Consider the following 21,153-nt stretch of genomic DNA (forward strand, 5'->3'; position numbering starts at 1 on the left):
TTCGTCTCCAAACGCGGCCAGGGCACCGGGTATTCCGGCATCGAAAACCCCCTCTTCTTCAAGGAAAACACCCGCATGTTCTACGGCGACGCAAAACAATCCCTCGATAAACTCCTCGGGTTGATCGACTAGCGCGCCGTGCGTCAAGCGATGCCGAAGGGCCGTCCACCAGGGCGGCCCTTTGCGTTCGGGCGGTCACGTCGGGATCAGGCCGGACCGGACGTCTGCCGCCATTCCCCGGGTGCGAGCCCGTCCAGCGCGTGCGGCCCGATGCGCCACCGCACGAGCCGCAGGGTGGGAAAGCCGATATGGGCGGTCATGCGGCGCACCTGCCGGTTGCGCCCCTCGGTCAGGGTGATCTCGACCCAGCTGTCGGGCACGGATTTGCGATAGCGCACCGGCGGGTTGCGCGGCCACAGGGCGGGCGCGGCGATCAGGCGCGCCCTGGCGGGCCGGGTTGCGCCATCCTTGAGCGTGACGCCCCGGCGCAGCGGGTCGAGATCCGCCTCGGTCGGGGCACCCTCGACCTGCACAAGGTAGGTTTTCTCCGTCTTCGATTTCGGGTCGGCGATACGGGCCTGCTGGCGGCCATCATCCGTCAGCAGCAACAGCCCCTCGCTGTCGCGGTCCAGCCGGCCGGCGGGGTAGACACCGGGCGGCAGACCGAAGCCCGATAGCGTCGGGCGCGCCGTGGGGGATTTCGCATCGGTGAACTGGCTCAGAACACCCATGGGCTTGTTGAAGAGGATCAGCATGCGCGCGGTGATAGCCGTTTGAAAGGGGGCTGTCTGCCCCCTCTGCCTGCGGCATTCACCCCCGACGGTATTTGTGACCCAAAGAAACCGGGCGAATTCAAGGGGTTTGGTGCTGCCCTGGGTTGGGCATGCGTTGGGTATACGATTGTATCCCGCTAACATGTTGTTCTTGCTTGCATTTCGGGGTTTCGCGCATGGCCTGATCGGCCTATGATGGCCGAAATCAGGAACCGGACGGACAGGACATGGGCGGTATCGAGGAACATCCCCTGCGCTTTGCAGTGGCCAATGAGCTGCACGCGCGGCCCTTCCCGCAGGCGAAGGCGCCGTGTCGGGCGGCCTTTCTCGCGATCAAGCCCGCGCGCAACGCGGCGCGGCGCGACCGGGCGGCGGATCTTGAGCATCTCAAGGCCTTGCTGGACCATTATGCCGCCCCGCACCCCGAAGAGGGGGCCACGCATTATTTCGGCCAGATCGGCAAGTTCCAGTTGAAATGGGAAAGCCACACGGAATTCGTGACCTACACGATTTTCGGCAGCGGGGTGTCGGACACGCCCTTCGACGCGCGCACCTTCGCGGTCTTCCCCGAGGAGTGGCTGGCGGCCGCGCCGGGGGTTCGCGTGACTTCTGCCCTGATCCGGGTGGAGGTGCAGGAGGGCGATGAGGGCATCCGCGAGAAGTTGAAGGACTGGTTCGTGCCTGAAAGCCTGGCCGTCAGCCGGGTTCTGGACGATGACGCGGTGATCGCGGCCGATTTCCGGATCGATCCGGGCGGGCATATGCGGTTCGCGATTTTCGCCCGGCCCAATACCGGGTCGAGGCGGGTGGGGCGCGTGATCCAGCGCCTTTGCGAGATCGAGACCTACAAGGCCATGGCCATGATCGGGTTTTTCCGCTCGAAGGAGCTTTCGGCCAAGCTCACCGGGCTGGATGAACGCCTGAACACCCTGACCGGCGAGTTGAGCGGCGGCGGGCCGGGAGATACCGAAAGCACCCTGCGCCAGCTTTTGCAGGTGTCGGGCGAGCTGGAGGAGTTGTCGACCTCGGTATCCTTCCGGTTCGGGGCGACGGGGGCCTACGAGACCATCGTGAACCAGAGGGTTCAGGTCCTGCGCGAGGCGCGCTTCAACGGGCGCCAGACCTTTTCGGAATTCATGATGCGCCGCTTCGATCCGGCGATGCGCACCGTGGCCTCGACAAAGGCGCGGCTGGAGGCGATGTCGGCGCGGGCCTTGCGCGCCTCGGACCTCTTGCGCACCCGGGTGGATGTGCAGCTGTCGCGGGAAAACAAGGCGCTGCTGGAAAGCATGGACCGGCGCGCCGACCTCCAGTTGCGCCTGCAGAAGACGGTCGAGGGGTTGTCGGTGGTGGCGATCAGTTACTACGCCGTGAACCTTGTGCTCTACCTCGTCGGGCCACTGGGCAAGCAACTGGGGCTCGACAAGCCGGTCCTTGGGGCGCTGGTCACTCTGCCGGTACTGGCTGCGGTGTGGTTTCTCGTGCACCGGATCCGGAAGAAGATGGAGTGACCAGCCGCTGGCCGAGCAGGCCGCCCGCCACGATTGCGGCCAGGGCCAGGATGGCGGCGGTGCCCAGGGTGGGTAGGCCCGACAGGCCCGCGCCCACGGTGCAGCCGCCCGCCAGGACACCGCCCAGCCCCATCAGCGCGCCGCCGGTGATGTAGCGGCCGGTCTGCGCCGGCGACGAAAAGCTTTCCCAGCGGAACTCGCGGAACGTCAGTGCGGCGACGAGCGCTCCGGCCAGCGTGCCGCCGATCAGGCCGATCCCGAAATTGGCGGGGATCGAGCTGGAGGCGATGGTGAAGAACAGGCTGTCGGACCAGGTGGAGGTGAAGGCGAGGCTCTCCATCGCAATCGGGTCGAAATCATCATAAAGCACCAGTCCCGTGCCGACCCAGCCCAGAGGCACCAGCGCGCCCAGAAATGCGGCGCCGATCAGCGCCACGCGGGACGCGCCCGAGCGCAGGGAAAATCCCAGCGCCGCGACGGCGATCAGCGCGGCCCAGAGCAACCCGCCGCCGGGCAGGGCGGCCAGCGAGGTGGCCTCGCCCAGGGGCAGGGTGACGCTGCCCAGCGTGGTGCGCAGAGGGGCCAGAACGCCCTTGAGCGTGGCATGGGCCACCACGGCGAAAACCACAAGAACGGTAAGGGCGCGCAGGTTGCCTTGCCCGGTCAGAACCGTCAGGCGCGAGGCGCAGCCGCGGGTCAGAACCATCCCGATCCCGAACAGTACGCCGCCGACCGCGATGGCCAGCCATGGCAGGTCTGTCGCCAGGAAACGGTGGCTGTCGAACCGGATCCAGCCCTGGAATACGGCGGCCTGGGTGCCCAGCAGCGCCACGGCCAGCGCCATCAGCCAGACCCCGGCCGCCGGACGCCGCTCGGCCGGGTCGCCGGCGATGGCGCGGCGCAGGCAGAACCGCGTCCGTTGGGCGAGAAGGCCGAACATCAGGCCAAGCCCAAGGCCGAACCAGATGGCGGCCTGGGGGGCGGTGAGGCTGGAAAAACCGAGATCGGCGAACATGGGGCAGCTCCGGTGAATGGGTGTCGAGACGCCACTTAGGCGGTCCGGCCTGGTCGATCAAAGCGGCCGCGGGGAACAGGGTTTTCATGAAGCCGGGCACAACCCGACAAGGTCTTTTTCACGGCACGATTCCGGAATGCGCGTTCCCGGCCGGCGGCGATTGGCAAACACCGATCCCTTTCTTGCAGCTTGCTCCGCTCGGTGGTTCCTGACTAACCTTGGCGTCGAGAGTTCGAAGGGGCGGTAATTGACTCAGCAAACAGGCGACCACGGCCGCGCAGAAGGGCAGGTTCACCAGTTCCTGTCATGCCGCGTTCTGAGCATCGGACATGTTGTATCCGGAGAGGAGATGGATGTCCCGTCAGGGCCGGCCAATCTTCGTATTTCGGGCGAATCCTATCCTGTCACGCTCCGTCGCCATCGCTTCAAGCTTTATGCCAGCGTTGAAACCTGCCTTCGGATCGATTTCGACGACGAAGCGCTGGCCGGGATGTTCGTCCGTGATGACATCGAGAGCGTCGGGCTGTCTTTGAAATCGGTTCACGGCCTTCTTGACGCCTCGGGCATGCTGAAAATCGTCAAGATCATGGAAACCACCCGCGACGTGCGCAAGTTGAGCCTGCAATGTGTCAACGACATGCATTTCAAGGCCGCCGCAACGGCACGAGAGGATCACGCGATCTACGCGGCCATTGTCGAGATGCTGACGCAAAAGGGAATTGGCCGGGCCCTGTCCGAACTGCCGATGGATTGCGCCGTCCCTGAAGACGACCCGCAGTCGGACCGGGACGCCTATCTCGGGCAGGCGTTCTACGAGCGCCCGTGGCGCTGTTGCCTTTTTCTGCTTAAACCAGATGATATCGTGCCACGGGACCAGGGCGGGCTGTTCGAAAGCGTGGAGACCGAGAAGTACTTCGCGCCGCGCGCGAACCAGGAGGCGTGGTTTCGCGGCCGGGTGGGACGGTTGACGGACAAGAACGGCATGTTCTGTCTGCTTGAGCCCGAGGGGCGCTTTGACACCGAGGCCATTCTCGAATTGATGGCCTCGTTCCTTTTGCCGATTTCCATGAAGGTCATGCTCGAAACCAGCCGGTTCAATATCCTCGACATGGCCGATCGCATGATCCGGAAGGCGCAGGGCTTCACCGGTCCGGTGGCCCTGTCCTATCTGACACGGGCGCGGGTGCGATATGCGGATATGCTGAAATGGCGCAGTTTCCTGTCTTCGCAGCAGAAAGCGATCCATGACAAGAACGTCGACTATTACCAGATCGACAAGGAACTGGCCCTGATGGGCGAGGATGCGGCAGCGCTGAAGACGGCCGTGGACGTCGAGCGAATGGATGCCTCGGAGCGATTTGCCCGATTGGCAACGTGGTTTGCGCTTGGCCTGTCCTTGTTGTCGGTTGCCTCGACCATGACGGCGGTGGCGCAATTCTACCTCGATGACCGGATGATGCTGGAGCCGATGGTGCGGATCGGGATCATCGCTGGCGGGCCTGTCGCCTTGATCGCCATGTTCGTGGTTGTCCTGACTTGGGCGAACCGCCGGCAGAGGGTCGTCCGATGATCCCGTTCCCGATTTCCGAAACGAGCCCGGTCGAGCATCCCGGCCCCCTTCCCGGGGAGGCCGATGTGGTGGTGATCGGCGGCGGGGTGATCGGGGTGGCGACGGCGCTGTTCCTCGCGCGCAAGGGGCTGCGGGCTGTTTTGGTGGAAAAGGGCCGCATCGCCGGCGAGCAGTCCAGCCGCAATTGGGGCTGGATCCGCCAGCAGGGCCGCGACCCGAACGAATTGCCGATCATGGTCGAAGCGAACCGACATTGGCAGGAACTGGCGCGCCAGACGAACGAAGATATCGGCCTCGTCCAGGGCGGCGTGGCCTTCCTGGCAGAAAACGACCGTGACATGGCCGAGTTCGAGGCCTGGCTGCCCCATGCGCAGGCTTGCGGGGTGGACAGCCGGGTCCTGGGTCGCGCGGAAACCGCCGCGCTGATCCCCGGCGCCACGAAAAGCTGGCCGGGTGCGATCTACACCCCCAGCGACATGCGGGCCGAGCCATGGCGCGCGGTGCCGGCTCTGGCGCGGCTGGCCGCACGCGAGGGAGCGGTGATCGTCGAGCATTGCGCCGCGCGCCGGCTGCGGATCGAAGGGGGCCGGGTGGCCGGTCTCGTGACGGAGCAGGGCACCGTCCGTGCCCCTGAAGTAATCGTGGCCGGCGGCGCCTGGACATCCCTGTTTCTGCGCGCCCATGGCGTGACGATCCCCCAGCTTTCGGTGCGGGCCACGGTGGCGGCGGTCGACGCCGATCCCATGGTCTATCCCGGTGGGGCCACGGATGACGGTATCGCCTGGCGACCCCGGCCCGACGGGGGATATTCGCTGGCGGCGGGGGGCTTTCATGAGCTGTTCATCGGACCGGACGCGTTCCGCGCCCTGCCGAAATTCCTGACCCAACTGCGCAACGATCCCTTCGGAACGCGGTTCAAGCCCTTTGCGCCGAAGGGGTATCCCGACGGCTGGGGCACGCCACGCGACTGGCGCCCGGACGAGGTGACACCGTTCGAGCGGATGCGTGTTCTGAACCCGGCGCCGAACCGGCGCAAGGTGGACCAGCTTGTCAATCGGTTCGCGGCGCTGTTTCCCGGCGTCGGCCCGGTGTCGCTGAAATCCGCCTGGGCGGGGATGATCGACACCATGCCGGACCTCGTGCCGGTGGTGGACCGGGTTGCAGCCCTGCCGGGACTGACCGTGGGGGCGGGGATGAGCGGGCATGGGTTTGGAATCGGGCCGGGGATGGGCCGGGTTCTGGCCGATCTCGCAACCGGTGATGCGCCGGGGCATGACCTGCACCGGTTCCGCCTGTCGCGCTTTTCCGATGGCAGCCGGATGGATCTCGGCCCGACGCTGTGAGAAAATCGTGTGGCTGGGCCACGCTGGCCTGTCTCGGCGCCGCCTTTGGCGCCGCCTGCGGATCAGGGGCGCTGCCCCTCTGCCTTCGGCATTCACCCCGCGGTATTTGCGACCCAAAGAAGCATGGGCTTGTCATCGGGGCGGGGGCATATCAGGTTTGCCGGGACCAGAGGAGATACCCATGCCCGTGAAGAACCGATTTGCCGAGATGCTGCCCGAGATCACTTCGTGGCGGCGCGACCTGCACGAGAATCCAGAGTTGATGTTCGACACCCACAGGACGGCCGGGATCGTCGCCGCGAAACTGCGCGACTTCGGCTGTGACGAGGTCGTGGAGGGGGTCGGGCGGACCGGCGTCGTGGGCGTGATCCGCGGCCGCGAGAGTGGGTCGGGCAAGGTGATCGGGTTGCGGGCCGACATGGATGCTTTGCCCATCGAGGAAAGGACCGGGGCCGCGCATGCCTCGAAGGTGCCGGGCAAAATGCATGCCTGCGGCCATGACGGGCACACGGCGATGTTGCTGGGGGCGGCGCGATACCTGGCCGAGACCCGCAATTTCGACGGAACCGTCGTGGTGATTTTCCAGCCGGCCGAAGAGGGCGGCGGCGGCGGCAAGGTAATGTGCGATGACGGGCTGATGGAACGCTGGGGCATCCAGGAAGTTTACGGCATGCACAATTGGCCGGGGCAGCCGGTAGGCAGTTTCGCCATCCGACCCGGCGGGTTCTTCGCCGCGACCGACCAGTTCGACATCCTGATCGTCGGGCGGGGCGGACATGCGGCCAAACCCCATGATACGGTCGACCCGGTGGTGGTCGCCGCGCAGATGGTCCAGGCGCTGCAAAGCATCGTGTCGCGCAATGTCGACCCGGTGGAACAGGCGGTTGTGTCGGTCACGTCGATGAAAACCGGCAGCGAGGCCTATAACGTGATCCCGCAGGAGGTGCATCTGCGCGGCACGGTGCGCACGCTGGATCGAAAGGTGCGTGCACAGGCCGAGGACCGGCTGATCGAGATCGCCCAGGGCACCGCGGCGGTCTTCGGCGCGCGCGCCGAGGTGACCTATCATCGCGGTTATCCGGTCATGGTGAACGCGCCCGAGCAGACGGAGTTCGCGGCGGGCGTCGCGCGGTCGGTCTCGGGGCAATGCGACGAGGCCCCATTGGTGATGGGCGGCGAGGATTTCGCCTATATGCTGGAGGAACGGCCCGGCGCCTATATCCTTGTGGGCAATGGCGACACGGCCATGGTTCATCACCCGGAATACGACTTCAACGACGAGGCGATCCCCGCCGGGTGCAGCTGGTGGGCGGGGATCGTCGAACAGCGGATGCCGGTGAGCTGATGTGGGAAGATCGCTATCATGCCGAGGGCGATTACCTGTTCGGGCGGGCGCCGGCGGCGTTTCTGACGGACAATCCCTGGATCGTATCCGGTATGCAGACCGCGCTTTGCGTGGCCGATGGCGAGGGGCGCAACTCGGTCTGGCTGGCCGGGCAGGGGCTGAAAGTGTCGGCCTTTGACCTGTCGCCCACCGCCATTGCGCGGGCACAGGCCCTGGCGGCGGATGCGGGCGTGCGGGTGGCCACACAGGTGAGCGACTGGGCCGGGTATGACTGGGAACGGCAGGTTGACATGGTGGTCGGCATCTTCGTGCAATTCATGGGGGCGCAGGACCGTCCCGGCCAGTTCGCCGACATGGCGCGGGCGCTGCGCCCCGGGGGGAGGCTGGTGCTGCATGGGTATCGGCCCGAACAGGTGGACTACGGCACCGGCGGGCCGCCCAGTCGCGACAACATGTATACCGAGGCGCTGCTGCGCGAGGCCTTCCCGGGCTGGCAGGTGGAACGGTTGGCCAGCTATGACCGTGACGTGGACGAGGGGCGCGGCCATTCCGGGCGCTCGGCCCTGATCGACCTTGTGGCGCGAAAGCCGGGCTAGGGGCGTGTGAGCGCAAAGAGGCAGAACAGATAGGAAAACAGCTCATGCAAGGTGACGAAGAGCGCGACGCGAAGAGCGCCATGCTTCGAGGACTCCGGCTCAGGTGCCCGTCCTGTGGACGCGGAAGACTCCTGTCCGGTTATCTCAAGGTGAAGGACAGTTGCGCCTGCTGCGGGCAGGCGCTGCATCACGCGAGCGTCGACGACGGACCGGCCTATTTCACTCTGATGGTCGTTGCCGCGATCATCTTTCCGTTGTTCGGCGTCATCTACGCCGTTGGGGAGCCCGAGCCGATATGGGTCGCGCTGTCGATGATGGTGCTTGCGACAGTCCTGGCTCTGCTGATCCTGCCCCGCGTGAAAGGTGTTTTCATCGGTCTGCAGTGGGCGAAGCGGCTTTTCGGTTTCTAGCGCCAGAGGCGGCTGGTGCCCGTCCCGGACTTCGGAACCGCTGTATATGGGAGTGACAGGGGCCGCCCCAGGCCTGACTCGTGCGCGTTACCCGCCCGTATGGCTCATGTGGCGGCTGACCTGTCCGTCGACGCTCTGGCGGGAATAGTCGAAATCATGACCCTTGGGCTTCAGCGCGATGGCCTTGCGGATCGCGTCTTCAAGCACCGCGTCATCAGGGCTGGCCCGCAGGGGCGCGCGCAGATCGGAATGGCCCTCTTGCCCGAGGCAGGTGTAAATCTCGCCGGTGCAGGTGATGCGCACGCGGTTGCAACTTTCGCAGAAATTGTGGGACAGCGGCGTGATGAAACCGATCTTCTGGCCGGTTTCTTCCAGCCGCACATAGCGTGCCGGCCCGCCGGACCGTTCGGCCAGGTCGGTAACGGTGAAGCGTTCTTCAAGACGTGCGCGCAGGTCTTTCAGCGACCAGTATTGATCCAGGCGATCCTCGTTGCCGATATCGCCCATGGGCATGACCTCGATGAAGGTCAGGTCCATGTCACGGTCGGCGCAGAACGCTTGCAGGTCGAACAGCTCGTTCTCGTTGAAGCCCTTGAGGGCCACGGCGTTGAGCTTGACCCGCAACCCGGCCTCTTGTGCGGCGTCCAGGCCCTTCATCACCTGTGGCAGGCGGCCCCAGCGCGTCACCTCGGCGAACTTGGCCTCGTCCAACGTGTCGAGCGACACGTTCACCCGGCGCACGCCGGCTGCATAGAGGTCCTTGGCGAAGCGCGACAGCTGGCTGCCATTGGTGGTCAGCGTCAATTCCTTGAGCGCGCCGCTGTCCAGGTGACGGCCCATGGCGTTGAAGAAGGTCATGATATCGCGGCGCACCAGCGGCTCACCCCCGGTGATGCGCAGTTTTTCCACGCCCAACCCGATGAAGGTGGAACACAGGCGGTCCAGTTCTTCCAGCGTCAGAAGGTCCTTCTTGGGCAGGAAGGTCATGTTTTCCGACATGCAGTAGACGCAGCGGAAATCGCAACGGTCCGTGACCGATACCCGCAGGTACCTGATGGCGCGTTGGAATGGGTCGATCAATGGTGCGGTCATGGCCGAAAACCTAGGGCTCGGTAAAGCTGTGCGCAAGGGCAATTCCCACTGGACGCGGGGTGGCGCCAAGCCGTAGCGTTCGGGCATGATACGCGCTCTCGTGATGATCTGTTTGCTGGCCTTTGCGGGCTGCGCCGCCTTTGAGGAGTCTCCCGCGCCGCAGGGTGCAGCGGCGCCGGACGGTATGCTTCGCCCCCAGCCACGCCCCGAGGCGCTGGACACCAACGCGGCGCCGGCCCCGCCGCCCGATGCGCGCACGGCCGAGGATTTCGACACCACCGACGAGGCCGCCCGTGCCGCCGCGGTGGCGGGGGCGCCGGAGGCAGGTGCGCGCCGTCTGGGCACGACAATTGGCGCGCTGGGTTCCGCCGCCGAGCCGGGGATCTGGATCAAGACGCCGCTGGTGACCGTGGTGACGCAGGGCCGGGCCGACTATCCCGCTGCGGGAACCAGCATCGCGGTTGAACTGCGCCCCTCGGGCGGCGTGCCCGGCGCCGGCAGCCAGGTCAGCCTGGCCGCGATGCGCTTGCTCCAGGCCCCCTTGACCGGCCTGCCAGAGCTGGTCCTTTTCGCGCAGTGATGGTGCGGCTGGGTTGGACACAGCTGCGCCAGGGGCTGGCCTATGCCGACGAAAAGAACGCCAGCCTGATCTCGGCGGGCGTCGCCTTCTACGCGCTTTTCGCGATTTTTCCGGGGATCGCCGCGACGATCTCGTTGTTCGGCCTGCTGGCCGATCCCGGCGTAGTGGCAGAGCAGCTTGAGCTTATGCGGGATTTCATCCCACCGGGCGCCTTTGCCCTTTTCCAGTCGCAGATCGATCGCCTGCTTGGGGCGGGGGGCACCACGCTGGGCTGGACCACGGTGTTGTCGATCGGCGTGGCGCTCTGGTCGGCGCGGGCGGGGGTTGCTGCACTGATGCGCGGACTGAACGCGATTTTCGGCCGGCCCAACCGCGGTGGTCTGCGGCATACCTTTGTGGCGCTGCTGCTGACCGGGGCGCTGGTCGGGATCGCCATCGTCGCGCTTCTGCTCGTCGTGGTGACGCCGATACTGTTGAAATTCGTGCCCGTGGTGGGCGGGCTGGCCTGGACCCTGGAGATCCTGCGTTGGGCCGTGGCCATCGCGGTCCTGGTCTTCGGGCTGGGGCTCCTCTATCGCTACGGACCCAATGCCCGTGGCGAACGCCTGGCCTGGTTCACGCCGGGCGCGGGGGTAGTGGTGGTCTGTTGGTTCGCCATGTCGGCGCTGTTTTCGGTCTATGTCGCCAATTTCTCGAATTACAATGAAGTCTATGGGTCCATCGGCGCGGTCGTGGCGCTGCTGATGTGGTTCTATCTGTCGGCTTATCTGGTCCTGCTGGGGGCGGCCCTGAACATGGCGTTGCGCAACCGTGGCGCGAACGGTCCGGCGAAGTGAGTCTCGGCGGCCACACCCGTATTTTCCCCCTAGAAATAGCGATTCGTTCTATATATCGTGTCCGCAATAATAATAAGCGGACCTGCTGAAGCGGGCCGCATTAGTGAGGCGGAGCGAGTAACAATGTCAGCGATTAATTTCGTTGTCCGCGACAGTGCGGGCAATCTTCAGCGCGGGTCCGTTGCAGGCGAGAACGCACCAAATTCCATCATCATCGGGGCCGGGGCGGATGTTTCGCTCAATCTTACGCGGGGGCAGATCGTGGCCTATACGCGGCAGGGTCAGGCGCTCGAAATCACCTTGCTGGATGGCCGGGTCATCGTCATCGAGGGGTTCTTTACCGCCGATGGCGTGGTCGAGAACCAGTTGTTTCTGTCGGCCGATGGCTATCTGGCCGAGGTCGAGCTGACCCAGGGCGCGGGCGAAGATTACTACGCCCATTATGCGGGCGTCGGTCAGAACGAGAAATTCTCGATCAACGACGATCTGTATTTCACGCGCAGTTCCGACGTGATGCTGGCGGAGAATTACGTGCCGGCCGATGATGAGGTCGGTATGCTCGGTCAGGTCTTCGCCGCAGGCCTCAGCCCGCTTCTGGGCTTGGGGGGCGCCGCGGTCGGAACGGCGGTCATCGCCGATGTCATCGATGGTGACGGTGGCGGCGGCAATGACGGCCCCGAGGTCGCGATCACGACGGGAACGTCAGGGTCAGATGACGTGGTCAATGAAGAGGACTACGCCGACGGGATCGAGTTGGGCGGCACCGCCACGCCCGGCGCCGAAGTCGCCGTGGTTGTCGACGGGGTGACGCTGGTGACGACCGCCGACGACGACGGCAACTGGGAAGTCGTCTACGGCCCCGGTGATTTGCCAGATGGCACCTATGAGACCGGCGTGACGGTCACGGCGACCAATGATGATGGTTCGGCCACGGTGACCGATACGCTGATCGTCGATACCGAGTTGGACCTGACCTTCGACAGCGATGGCGTCGAAGGGGATGGCATCATCAACCTCGTGGAATCCGAGGATGGCGTAACGCTGACCGGCACGGTCGAGGCGGGGTCGGCCGTCGTCGTGACCATTGCGGGTGTCGATTACACCGCGACCGTCACCGGCGACACCTGGTCGGTCGATCTTGATCCCGGCGTGATCGGCGCGGGCGAGTATGAGCAATCGGTCACCGTCACCGCGATGGATGCGGTCGGCAACGTGACCTCGCTGACCGATACCGTGTCGGTCGATACCGAAACCCATGTGACGCTGGACGCCTTCACCGCCGGTATCGATGCGATCGTCAACGGCGACGAACATGAGGCGGGCGTGACCCTGACCGGCACCGCTCAGCCCGGTGCCAGCGTGGTTGTCACCCTTGGCGACCTGCCCCAGACCGTGATCGCGGGCGAGCAGGGCACGTGGCAGGCCTCTTGGACAAGTGCCGAGCTGCCAACCGGCGAAACCGTCATGGACGTCACCGTCGCTGCCACCGATCCGGCCGGGAACGTGGCCCAGACCAGCGGTTCTGTGGAAATTGATACCTATGTCAACGAGTTGGCGGTCACCTCGGGTGATGTTGGCGGCGATGGCGTGGTCAATTTCGACGAAAGCGGCCAGCCCATCACCGTGACCGGCATGGTCGAGGCCGGGTCGGTCGTCATGGTCACGCTGCATGAGACCCGGATACAGGCCGATGTGGCCCCCGATGGCAGCTGGAGCGTGACCTTCCCGGCCGGTGCGCTGCCCGGCGGTGAATACCCGACGTCGATGGTGGTCGAAGCCACTGACGCCGCGGGCAACACCACCTCGATGACCGAGGCGGTGCAAGTCGATACCGTGGCCGGTGATGTGGCCTTGTCCTCGGCCCCGATCGAGATCGACGATGTGATCAACGCGACCGAGGCCAGCGACGGGGTCTGGATCAGCGGCACCGCCACGCCGGGCCTGCTGGTCACCGTGGGCTTCGGTGGTGCCGAACAGACCGTTTACGCCAGCGCCCAGGGCAACTGGTCGGTGAAATACGACGCCGCCGATGTGCCGGCTGATACCGGTGCGGCGCTGATCACCGCTTCGATCAGCGATGCGGCGGGCAACTTCAAGGAAGTCAGCGACACGGTCGCCATCGACACGGTGGTCGAGCCCTTCGCCTTCTCTTCGGCCCCGGTCGAGGGGGACGGCATCGTCGCAACCCCTGATGCGCAGGACGGGATCATCCTGTCTGGCACCGTCGAGCCGTATTCCGAGGTTGTTGTCGAATTCGGCGGTGAAAGTCATACGGTTCAGGCCGGGGCCGATGGCCAGTGGTCGGCGACCTTCTCCAGCGGGTCGGTGCAGCAGGACGAGTATTTCCAGACCGCGACCGCCACTGCCAAGGACTCCGCCGGCAACCTCCGCGAGATCACGATGGAGGTCGAGGTCGACACCATCGTCAACACCCTGACCGCCGATGGCCCGGTCGAGGGCGACGACGTGGTCAACAGGCAAGAGGCGTCGGACGGGATCACCCTGACCGGGGCGGTCGAGGCGGGTTCGACTGTCTGGGTGGAGTTCAATGGCATCGCGCGTCAGGCAACCGTGACCGGCGACAGCTGGTCGGTCGACTTCACCTCGGACGAGGTGGGGGCTGATGAATTCGACGCCACAGTGACGATCACCGCCACAGACAGCCAGGGCAACGAGGCACAGATCACCGACAGCTTCCGCGTGGACACGACCGCGCCGGATGTGCCGGGGGTCGAAACCGTCGTGTTGACGGCGGATGGGGTCCAATCGGTCGGGGTCGATGCCAGTGCCAACGATCTGACAGTGACCGAGATCGAATCCGATGGCGCCACCGGCACGACCTATGCCAACGGCGACGACATGTGGGGGCAGAGATTCTTCGGTTTCAACGAGGAACTGCCCGACGGCTCGCACCTTGTCGTGACCGAGACCGATGCGGCAGGGAACGCCAATTCCACCTTCCTGATGCTCGAAGAGACCGGCCCCAACGCCGTGGACCTTTCCGGGCTTGAGGGGTTTGATATCGGCGCGATCGACCTGAGCTTTGCCAAGGACACGACGCTGACGCTGGACGTGCAGACGCTGAAGGATCTGTCGGACGTGAATGACGAACTGATCATTCATGGCGACTACGACGACAAGATCACGCTGGATGGTGGGGCCGAAACCGGCACGACCACGGTAATCGGCGGCAAGACCTACGATATCTACACGATGGGCGACGAGGCCCGGGTCTTTATCGAGGACGGGGTCGATGTGACGACGGTGGTCTGATCCTTCGAAAGAACGCATGCGGAGGGCCGGCTGAACCGGCCCCCGCGACGACACGGACGGCGGTAACGGGGATACGAGTGGGACAGGGCAGCACAGCTCGGATCGGGGCGGCGCTTCTGAGCGGATGCCTGGCCCTGTCTGGCTGCATGGACCTGTCCGATTTACCCGCCCGGTCGGGACTGGACTTCCTGGCGCGGGATAGCCAGACCGCGACGGTCGAAGACAGCGCCGCGCTTCGGCCCGAAATGGCCAATGGCGAACGCTCCGAACTGATCGACGCGCTGCTGAACCGTCAATCCGTGCTGGAAGAGGGCGCCTATGCACAGGTCTCGCGGGCGGTGCTGGCGGCCAATTCCCGCGCTGCCGAGGCGGATCTGCGCGCCGCAATGCTGCGCGACGAGGCGCGCGACCGCAACTGGCTGCCCACGCTGGGTCCGCAGGTCAGCCTGACCTCGCTTGGGTCGGTCGTCTCGACGCTGGTTGTGGACCAGGTGCTGTTCGACAACGGCGGCAAGAAGGCCGAGCGCGCCTTTGCCCGCGCCGATGTGGAAGTGGCCGCCGTGGCGCTGGCCCAGGACACCAATGACCGCGTCTATCAGGCGCTGTCGCTCTACCTGGATGCCCAATCCGCCGTGGCGCGGGCCGGCGTGACGCGCGGCGCGATGGCCCGGATGGAGCGGCTGAACTATATCATGTCCGAACGGGTGCGGGCCGGGATCGACGATCGCAGCGATCTGCAATTCGTGGGGCAAAGGCTGGCGCAGATGCGGTCTGACATGGCATCGGACGACGAGGCCGCGCAGACCGCCATGGCGGAATTGTCGGCGATGTCGGCCATGCCGCTCGCCGGGATCGAGGGGCTGTCCGGGGCCCGTGCTCCTGCCGCCAATGCCCAGCCTCTCAGCGTCATGAAGGCCGAGGCCGAGGCCCGCCGCGCCGTGGCCGAGGCGCGCGCGGCGCGGGCCGGTTTCCTGCCCGGCGCCACCCTCAGCGGCTCGGTCGGCAGCAACGGCAACAGCATGGGCGTCAATGTCGGTGCGGCCAATGGGCTGAGCCTGAGCATGGGGGCCGATATGCGCGCGCTGGAGGCACAGGAACAGGTCGCCGCCGCCCGCACTGGCCAGGCCCGCGAGGACGCGGCGCGCGAAATCGCCGGATTGAACAGCCAGCTGGCCTCGCTGCGCCGCCAACAGGCCGAGGCGCAGGGTCTGCTGGACCGGGCCCGCGCCACTTACGAGCTGTTCGAGGAACAATTGCAGGCCGGCCAGCGCAGCGTTCCCGAGGTGGTGGGCGTTTTCCAGACCCGCGTGAACGCGGAGCGCGACCTCGTGAAGCTGCGCTATGACATCGCCCGGATCGAGTTGAAACTGGCCGCACTGCATGGCGCGCTCGTCGATGGAGAGAAGATTTGAGCGGCCCGGTCCTCGCCTTCGATATCAACGCCACGCGCGGCGGCAAGCTGACGCGTCGGGCGACGGATGCGGCCCACCGGACCGCGCAACCCGAAGCGCCCGCCCCGCGCGATGATCGCTTCAGCGCCCGGGCCCGCCACCGTGCCGAGCTTGCGGCGACCTATGCCGGGTTGCTGGGGGTCGACCTGTTGCCGACCGACCTGCTGGAACGCCTCGGGCCCAAGTCCGATGACGTGACCCCGCAGGCCCTGGCCGGGGTGCTGAGCGAGGCCGGGCTGGTTGCCGCCACGCGCCGGGTCAAGCGCCCCACGCCCGATCTGTGGCCTGCCATCGCCCGGATGACCAGCGGGCAGGTCGTTCTGGTGCTGGAGCAGTCCGAGGCCGGCTTCACGATCTATGACACCACTTGTGCCGACAATCGCGCCGAAGTGCCGGCGGCCGAGTTCCTGCCGGTTTTCGCGGGCGAGGTGCTGCGCGCCGACCGCGCGGTGTCGGACCTGGCGAAAACCCATGGCAAGACGAGCCGCAGCGCCCATTGGTTCTGGGGCGAGATGGTGCATTTCCGCCGTCAGATGCTGGAGGTCGCCTTCGGCTCTTTCGTGGCGAACCTGCTGGCGGTGGCCGTGGCGCTGTTTTCCTTGCAGGTCTATGACCGGGTGATCCCGCATCAATCCACCGCGACGCTCTGGGTTCTGGCCATCGGAGCCGGTTTGGCGATGCTGCTGGAGGCGTTCCTGCGCATCGCCCGCGCCCGCCTGATGGACGGGGCCGGACGCAAGATCGAGCTGCGGGTGCAGGCCCTGTTGATGGACCGCCTGCTTGGCATGCGGCGCGGCAAGGCGGGGCAGACGCCCTCGGGTCTGTTCTCGGCGGTGCGCGAATTCGGCGCGGTGCGCGAGTTCTTCACCGCCTCGACAATCGGGACTTTGACGGACCTGCCCTTCATCGTACTGTTCCTGGCGTTGGTGGCCAGTATCGGCGGTCATGTTGTCTGGGTGCTGTTCATCGGCGGCATCCTGATGGTGCTGCCCTCTTTCTTCCTGCAACGGCGCATGATCGCACTGACCGAGCAGACCCAGGGCGCGTCGACCAAGGCCAACAAGCTGCTGCACGAGGTGATCTACGAGGCCGACACGATCAAGGCGCAGCGTGGCGAGGACCGGTTCAAGCGGCTGTGGTCGGAATTGTCCGCCGTCACCTCGGTTGCTACGGCGGAGCAACGCAAGCTGTCCAGCACGTTGACCTTCTGGGCGCAGGGGGTGCAACAGGCCACCTATGTCGCTGCCGTGGTCACCGGCACCTTCATGGTCTTCATGGGTGAATTCACCGTCGGCACGATCATCGCGGTGGGTATCCTGACCAGCCGCACGCTGGGGCCTTTGACGCAACTGGCCGCGACCATGGCGCGCTGGTCCAATGTCAAGGCCGCCCTTGAGGCGCTGGACGAGGTCGCCCTTGCCGAACAGGACGAGGAAGCGGGCCGCCAGTATCTGCGCCGTGAAACCCTGCGTGGCGATTACGAGCTGCGCGAGATCGGCTTCTGCTATGACGAGGACAGCGGCCAGACGCTGGACATCCCGGGGCTGAAGATCACCGCCGGTCAGCATGTGGCGATCCTGGGTGCCAATGGCTCGGGCAAGTCCACGCTGCTGAAATTGCTGTCGGGCATCTACCGGCCCGGCAAAGGGCGCGTATTGATCGACGGCACCGATATGGGGCAGGTCATGCCGCGCGATCTTCGCCGGTCCATCGGCTATCTCAGCCAGGAAGTGCGCCTGTTTTCCGGCACCCTGCGGGAGAACCTCAACCTGACGCTTCTGGAACGCGACGACGACCGGCTGATGCAGGCGCTTGATTTTGCCGGGCTTGGCCCTTTCGTACGCAACCACCCCAAGGGTCTGGATCTTGACATCTTGGACGGGGGCGAGGGGCTGTCCATCGGCCAGCGTCAATCCATCGGCTGGGCACGGATGTGGCTGCAGGACCCGGCGGTCTGCCTGCTGGACGAACCGACCGCCGCGCTGGACCAGACGCTGGAAAAGACATTGGTGAGCCGGCTTGAAACATGGCTGAAAGGCCGCACGGCTGTCATCGCGACGCACCGTGTGCCGATCCTTGAACTGACCGACCGGACGGTGATCCTGCAAGACGGGCGTCTGGCCGTGGACGGGCCGCGTGAACAGGTGCTTTCGCATCTGCAAACGGCGGGGGCCGGGGCGTAATGGCGACGATCGAACAGGAATTCGACAGCCGGATGCGTGGCCCCAGCCTGATGACTTGGCTGGTGGGGGCCACGGTGCTGGTCTTTCTGGTCTGGGCGAAATTCGCCTGGATCGACGAGATCGTGCGCGCCCGCGGCGAGGTCGTCTCGTCCTCGCGGCCGCAGATCATCCAGAACCTCGAAGGCGGGATGCTGGCGGAACTGGCCGTGCATGAAGGCAGCGTGGTCGAAGCCGGGCAGGTTCTGGCCCGGTTGCAGGCCACCCAGTTCGAAACCAAGGTCGCCGATCTTCGCGAACAGCTGGTCGCCGCCGAGGTCCGGCGCCTGCGGCTCGAAGCCGAGATGGCCGGCCAGTTCGATTTCGAGGTGCCGGCGCAGATCGCCGAGTTCAGCCCCGAGATCGTCGCCTCGGAACGGACCCTGCTGAACGCGCGGCAATCCGATTTCACCAGCCGAACCGAGGGTGCGCGCCGCATCATGGCTGAAACCGCTCGCGAACTGCAGGTCATGGAAGACCTGCACGCCCGCGACATCGCGGCCCTGATCGAGGTGACCCGCGCCCGAAAGGCCCATTCGGATGCGGAAAACGCCTATAACGAGATCGTCACCCGGGCCGAGCTGGACCGGGCCAGCGAATATTCCGACACCCTGCAGGCCATGGCCACCTTGCGGCAGGACCTGCGCCTGGCCCAGGACCGGCTGGAACGCACGATCATCACCTCGCCCATGCGGGGGGTGGTCAACAACCTGGCCGTGACGACGATCGGCGGCGTGGTGCGACCGGGCGAAGAGATCATGCAGATCATTCCGCTGGATGACGAATTGTTCATCGAGGCACAGGTGAAACCGCAGGACATCGCCAATGTCCGCACCGGGCAGGCCGCGACGATCAAGCTGTCGGCCTATGACTATACCATCCATGGCAGCCTGTCGGGCGAGGTCACGCTGGTCTCGGCCGACACGTTCGAGGACGAGCGCGACCCCAACGCCCCGCCGCATTACCGGGTGACGGTGCGGGTGGACCGGACCGATCTGAGCGACCGCCAGAAAGCCATCGAGATCCGCCCCGGCATGCAGGCCGACGTGGAATTGCACACCGGCGAACGCACGGTGCTGCAATACCTGACCAAGCCGCTCTATCGCGGGCAGGAAGCGCTGCGCGAACCGTAGCGCCAAGGGGCTCCGACCTAGCCGAAAAGATCGGCCTGCCGGTCATGCGCTTTCAGCAACTCGGGAATCCTTTTCTTGAACTTGAAGAACCCGGCCGTGGCGTTTGGCCATGCCATCCGGTCATGATCGCGCAGCATCCGATGCGTGCGTGTGCCATCCATAGCGGCGTGCAAGGCATCGGCGGTCGCACCCACCGGGGGATGTGGCAGGGCAATGGCTTCGAACCCTTCGGCCCAGCGGGTTACGTCCTCTGGCGTGGCAAGGCGTCGAACCGGGCCGATGCGGTTGTCCAGATCCGCCAGAGCGCCCGTGACGAAGGCCTGCACGTTCTGGCTGACATGCAGGGGGCTGCGCAGGGCCGTGCCGTCGAAGACCGCGACGTCTGCCGCATCGACCCGGTCCAACAGCCAATCCGGTGACAGGTCATCCTCGGTCAGAAGAACGCCGATGCGGCCCTTTGGGGGCGTATCGCCTGTCGGAGGGACCATCCGGGGCGGGGCCGGCGGGCCGTCCAGTGGCGGGGCCTCTTGCGCAAGGCCCATGGGCCGGAAGCGCCCGCGCGTGTAGGTGGCGATATTGTCGGGGCGCGCCAGGTAGGTCTTGCCCGGCGTCTGCAGCCCCGCAACCCAACGCCAGCCCAGCGTGTTCGAGGCCGGATCGCCGTCCAGCAGGTGCCTCAGGAAAAAGTCCGCGCCCAACTCCCATGGCAACCGAAGGGTGAATACCCAGATCGAGGCGAACCACATCCGGGCGTGATTGTGCAGGTAGCCGGTCGCGGCAAGCTCCTGCGCCCAGTGGTCGAAGGCGTCGATGCCGGTCTCGCCCGCGCAGGCAGCTTTCCAGGCCCGCCGCAAGCCGGCCTCGGTCTGCACCCGGTTCAAGGCCGCGCGCAACCCGGTGCGGTATTGTGCCCAGACCGTCGGGCGCATTTCCAGCCAGCCTTTCCAGTAGGTCCGCCAATAGACCTCCTGGATGAATTTCTCGGCTGCCGCGGGGGTGTGACGGCTCAGCACGGCCTCAAGCAGCTCCGGCTCGGTCACGATCCGGTGACGCAGGTAGGGCGACAGGCCGGACACGCTGTCGGGTTCGTCGTAGTTGCGACCAGCCGCATAGGCACGACCGGCCTGCGGCAGGAAGGCGTTCAGGCGGGCCAGTCCGGCCTCTCTGGTGGGGATGAACTCCATGACCGGGTTAGCTAGCGGCGCGCGCCCGATCCTCAAGGCCCGGTCCGGTTGCCCTTGAAGCCCCTTGGCCGCACCACTAAGACTCGCTCAAGGAAATCACTTTAACGACGACACCGTCCCAAGTTCCGAGGCAGAGCCAAATGCAAGATCCCATCGAGACCTATATGAACCTCGTTCCCATGGTGGTGGAACAGACCAGCCGTGGCGAACGGGCCTATGACATCTTCTCGCGCCTGCTCAAGGAACGCATCATCTTCGTCAACGGCCCGGTCCATGACGGCATGAGCCAGCTTGTCGTCGCCCAGCTGTTGCATCTTGAGGCCGAGAACCCGAAAAAGGAAATCTCGATGTATATCAACAGTCCGGGCGGGGTCGTGACCTCGGGGCTGTCGATCTACGACACGATGCAATACATCCGGCCCAAGGTCTCGACCCTTGTGGTGGGGCAGGCGGCCTCCATGGGCTCGCTGCTGCTCACCGCCGGCGAGCCGGGGATGCGCTTTTCGCTGCCCAACAGCCGCATCATGGTGCACCAGCCCTCGGGCGGCTACCAAGGCCAGGCGACCGACATCATGATCCACGCCGAAGAGACGATGAAGCTGAAAAAGCGTCTCAACGAGATCTACGTCAAGCACACCGGCAACACCTACAAGAAGGTCGAGGCGGCGCTGGAACGCGACAATTTCATGGATCCCGAAGAGGCCAAGGCCTGGGGCCTGATCGACGAAATCGTCGAAGCCCGCGACAAGGGCGACGACGGCGACAGCTGATCTCCGGATGGCGGGGGCTAACCCCGCCGGTTCCGAATTCGGGATTGTGAAC

The 21,153-nt window shown here is 65.6% G+C and carries 18 protein-coding genes; 14 read left to right on the top strand and 4 right to left on the bottom strand.

Annotation, left to right across the window (positions count from 1 at the left end; genetic code table 11):
• The coding region (locus tag DFK10_RS15535) for an NAD(P)(+) transhydrogenase (Re/Si-specific) subunit beta (protein ID WP_146193285.1) at positions 1–132 on the top strand (132 nt) is incomplete at its 5' end.
• Positions 133–206: 74 nt separating this feature from the next.
• Here the strand turns inward: DFK10_RS15535 and DFK10_RS15540 are convergent.
• The gene (locus tag DFK10_RS15540; RefSeq protein ID WP_109389951.1) at positions 207–755 is read right to left on the bottom strand and encodes a pseudouridine synthase; all 549 of its coding nucleotides are present in this window, start codon (positions 753–755) and stop codon (positions 207–209) included.
• 245 nt (positions 756–1,000) lie between these two features.
• On the opposite strand from DFK10_RS15540, the gene DFK10_RS15545 reads away from it, so the two are divergent.
• On the top strand, positions 1,001–2,284 hold the full coding sequence (locus DFK10_RS15545) for a DUF3422 family protein (RefSeq protein ID WP_109389952.1): 1,284 nt from the start codon (positions 1,001–1,003) through the stop codon (positions 2,282–2,284).
• Here the strand turns inward: DFK10_RS15545 and DFK10_RS15550 are convergent.
• Positions 2,220–3,299, bottom strand: coding sequence for a YeeE/YedE family protein (locus DFK10_RS15550; RefSeq protein ID WP_109389953.1), 1,080 nt, complete (start codon positions 3,297–3,299; stop codon positions 2,220–2,222). The genes DFK10_RS15545 and DFK10_RS15550 overlap by 65 nt on opposite strands.
• A gap of 247 nt (positions 3,300–3,546) precedes the next feature.
• Here DFK10_RS15550 and DFK10_RS15555 point away from each other — a divergent pair, with 247 nt between their 5' ends.
• The 5 genes from DFK10_RS15555 to DFK10_RS15575 all read left to right on the top strand — a co-directional run bounded on the left by DFK10_RS15555 (position 3,547) and on the right by DFK10_RS15575 (position 8,563).
• A complete protein-coding gene (locus tag DFK10_RS15555; protein ID WP_146193286.1) occupies positions 3,547–4,869 on the top strand; it encodes a hypothetical protein in 1,323 nt (440 codons plus the stop codon).
• Positions 4,866–6,212 (top strand): NAD(P)/FAD-dependent oxidoreductase, encoded by a 1,347-nt coding sequence (locus DFK10_RS15560; RefSeq protein ID WP_109389955.1) that lies wholly within the window; start codon positions 4,866–4,868, stop codon positions 6,210–6,212. The genes DFK10_RS15555 and DFK10_RS15560 overlap by 4 nt, the downstream gene beginning before the upstream one ends.
• A gap of 181 nt (positions 6,213–6,393) precedes the next feature.
• Complete coding sequence (locus DFK10_RS15565) at positions 6,394–7,557, top strand: M20 aminoacylase family protein (protein ID WP_109389956.1); 1,164 nt, start codon at positions 6,394–6,396, stop codon at positions 7,555–7,557.
• Positions 7,518–8,153, top strand: coding sequence for an SAM-dependent methyltransferase (locus DFK10_RS15570; RefSeq protein ID WP_328589386.1), 636 nt, complete (start codon positions 7,518–7,520; stop codon positions 8,151–8,153). The genes DFK10_RS15565 and DFK10_RS15570 overlap by 40 nt, the downstream gene beginning before the upstream one ends.
• A 44-nt stretch (positions 8,154–8,197) precedes the next feature.
• A complete protein-coding gene (locus tag DFK10_RS15575; RefSeq protein WP_109389958.1) occupies positions 8,198–8,563 on the top strand; it encodes a DUF983 domain-containing protein in 366 nt (121 codons plus the stop codon).
• Between the two features lie 87 nt (positions 8,564–8,650).
• On the opposite strand, the gene moaA is transcribed toward DFK10_RS15575, so the two are convergent.
• A complete protein-coding gene (moaA, locus tag DFK10_RS15580) occupies positions 8,651–9,655 on the bottom strand; it encodes a GTP 3',8-cyclase MoaA (RefSeq protein WP_109389959.1) in 1,005 nt (334 codons plus the stop codon).
• A gap of 85 nt (positions 9,656–9,740) precedes the next feature.
• Here moaA and DFK10_RS15585 point away from each other — a divergent pair, with 85 nt between their 5' ends.
• The 6 genes from DFK10_RS15585 (at position 9,741) to DFK10_RS15610 (ending at position 19,147) form a co-directional block, all read left to right on the top strand.
• Positions 9,741–10,235, top strand: coding sequence for a D-galactarate dehydratase (locus tag DFK10_RS15585; RefSeq protein ID WP_217810184.1), 495 nt, complete (start codon positions 9,741–9,743; stop codon positions 10,233–10,235).
• A complete protein-coding gene (locus tag DFK10_RS15590; protein WP_109389960.1) occupies positions 10,235–11,071 on the top strand; it encodes a YihY/virulence factor BrkB family protein in 837 nt (278 codons plus the stop codon). The genes DFK10_RS15585 and DFK10_RS15590 overlap by 1 nt, the downstream gene beginning before the upstream one ends.
• Before the next feature lie 123 nt (positions 11,072–11,194).
• The gene (locus DFK10_RS15595) at positions 11,195–14,344 is read left to right on the top strand and encodes a BapA/Bap/LapF family prefix-like domain-containing protein (protein ID WP_109389961.1); all 3,150 of its coding nucleotides are present in this window, start codon (positions 11,195–11,197) and stop codon (positions 14,342–14,344) included.
• Positions 14,345–14,421: 77 nt separating this feature from the next.
• On the top strand, positions 14,422–15,756 hold the full coding sequence (locus DFK10_RS15600) for a TolC family protein (RefSeq protein WP_146193287.1): 1,335 nt from the start codon (positions 14,422–14,424) through the stop codon (positions 15,754–15,756).
• The gene (locus DFK10_RS15605; RefSeq protein ID WP_109389963.1) at positions 15,753–17,978 is read left to right on the top strand and encodes an ATP-binding cassette domain-containing protein; all 2,226 of its coding nucleotides are present in this window, start codon (positions 15,753–15,755) and stop codon (positions 17,976–17,978) included. The genes DFK10_RS15600 and DFK10_RS15605 overlap by 4 nt, the downstream gene beginning before the upstream one ends.
• On the top strand, positions 17,978–19,147 hold the full coding sequence (locus DFK10_RS15610) for an HlyD family type I secretion periplasmic adaptor subunit (RefSeq protein ID WP_109389964.1): 1,170 nt from the start codon (positions 17,978–17,980) through the stop codon (positions 19,145–19,147). Before DFK10_RS15605 ends, DFK10_RS15610 begins: the two co-directional genes overlap by 1 nt.
• Before the next feature lie 17 nt (positions 19,148–19,164).
• Here DFK10_RS15610 and DFK10_RS15615 read toward each other — a convergent pair whose 3' ends face one another.
• Entirely contained in the window at positions 19,165–20,331 is a 1,167-nt protein-coding gene (locus DFK10_RS15615; protein ID WP_109389965.1) for an FAD-binding domain-containing protein, read from the bottom strand.
• Positions 20,332–20,471: 140 nt separating this feature from the next.
• Here DFK10_RS15615 and DFK10_RS15620 point away from each other — a divergent pair, with 140 nt between their 5' ends.
• Positions 20,472–21,101 carry an ATP-dependent Clp protease proteolytic subunit gene (locus tag DFK10_RS15620; protein ID WP_109389966.1) on the top strand — a complete coding sequence of 210 codons (630 nt, stop codon included), beginning with the start codon at positions 20,472–20,474 and terminating at the stop codon, positions 21,099–21,101.
• Positions 21,102–21,153: the final 52 nt, after the last annotated feature.

The organism is Salibaculum griseiflavum, assembly GCF_003129565.1.
GTDB lineage: Bacteria > Pseudomonadota > Alphaproteobacteria > Rhodobacterales > Rhodobacteraceae > Salibaculum > Salibaculum griseiflavum.

Excerpts from the sequence above, each read along its gene's own strand:
- DFK10_RS15615 (WP_109389965.1), bottom strand. The coding sequence starts at position 20,331 with ATGGAGTTCATCCCCACCAGAGAGGCCGGACTGGCCCGCCTGAACGCC.
- DFK10_RS15585 (WP_217810184.1), top strand. The coding sequence starts at position 9,741 with ATGATACGCGCTCTCGTGATGATCTGTTTGCTGGCCTTTGCGGGCTGC.
- DFK10_RS15560 (WP_109389955.1), top strand. The coding sequence starts at position 4,866 with ATGATCCCGTTCCCGATTTCCGAAACGAGCCCGGTCGAGCATCCCGGC.
- DFK10_RS15610 (WP_109389964.1), top strand. The coding sequence starts at position 17,978 with ATGGCGACGATCGAACAGGAATTCGACAGCCGGATGCGTGGCCCCAGC.
- DFK10_RS15620 (WP_109389966.1), top strand. The coding sequence starts at position 20,472 with ATGCAAGATCCCATCGAGACCTATATGAACCTCGTTCCCATGGTGGTG.
- DFK10_RS15550 (WP_109389953.1), bottom strand. The coding sequence starts at position 3,299 with ATGTTCGCCGATCTCGGTTTTTCCAGCCTCACCGCCCCCCAGGCCGCC.
- DFK10_RS15565 (WP_109389956.1), top strand. The coding sequence starts at position 6,394 with ATGCCCGTGAAGAACCGATTTGCCGAGATGCTGCCCGAGATCACTTCG.
- DFK10_RS15595 (WP_109389961.1), top strand. The coding sequence starts at position 11,195 with ATGTCAGCGATTAATTTCGTTGTCCGCGACAGTGCGGGCAATCTTCAG.
- moaA (WP_109389959.1), bottom strand. The coding sequence starts at position 9,655 with ATGACCGCACCATTGATCGACCCATTCCAACGCGCCATCAGGTACCTG.
- DFK10_RS15590 (WP_109389960.1), top strand. The coding sequence starts at position 10,235 with ATGGTGCGGCTGGGTTGGACACAGCTGCGCCAGGGGCTGGCCTATGCC.
- DFK10_RS15540 (WP_109389951.1), bottom strand. The coding sequence starts at position 755 with ATGCTGATCCTCTTCAACAAGCCCATGGGTGTTCTGAGCCAGTTCACC.
- DFK10_RS15575 (WP_109389958.1), top strand. The coding sequence starts at position 8,198 with ATGCAAGGTGACGAAGAGCGCGACGCGAAGAGCGCCATGCTTCGAGGA.
- DFK10_RS15545 (WP_109389952.1), top strand. The coding sequence starts at position 1,001 with ATGGGCGGTATCGAGGAACATCCCCTGCGCTTTGCAGTGGCCAATGAG.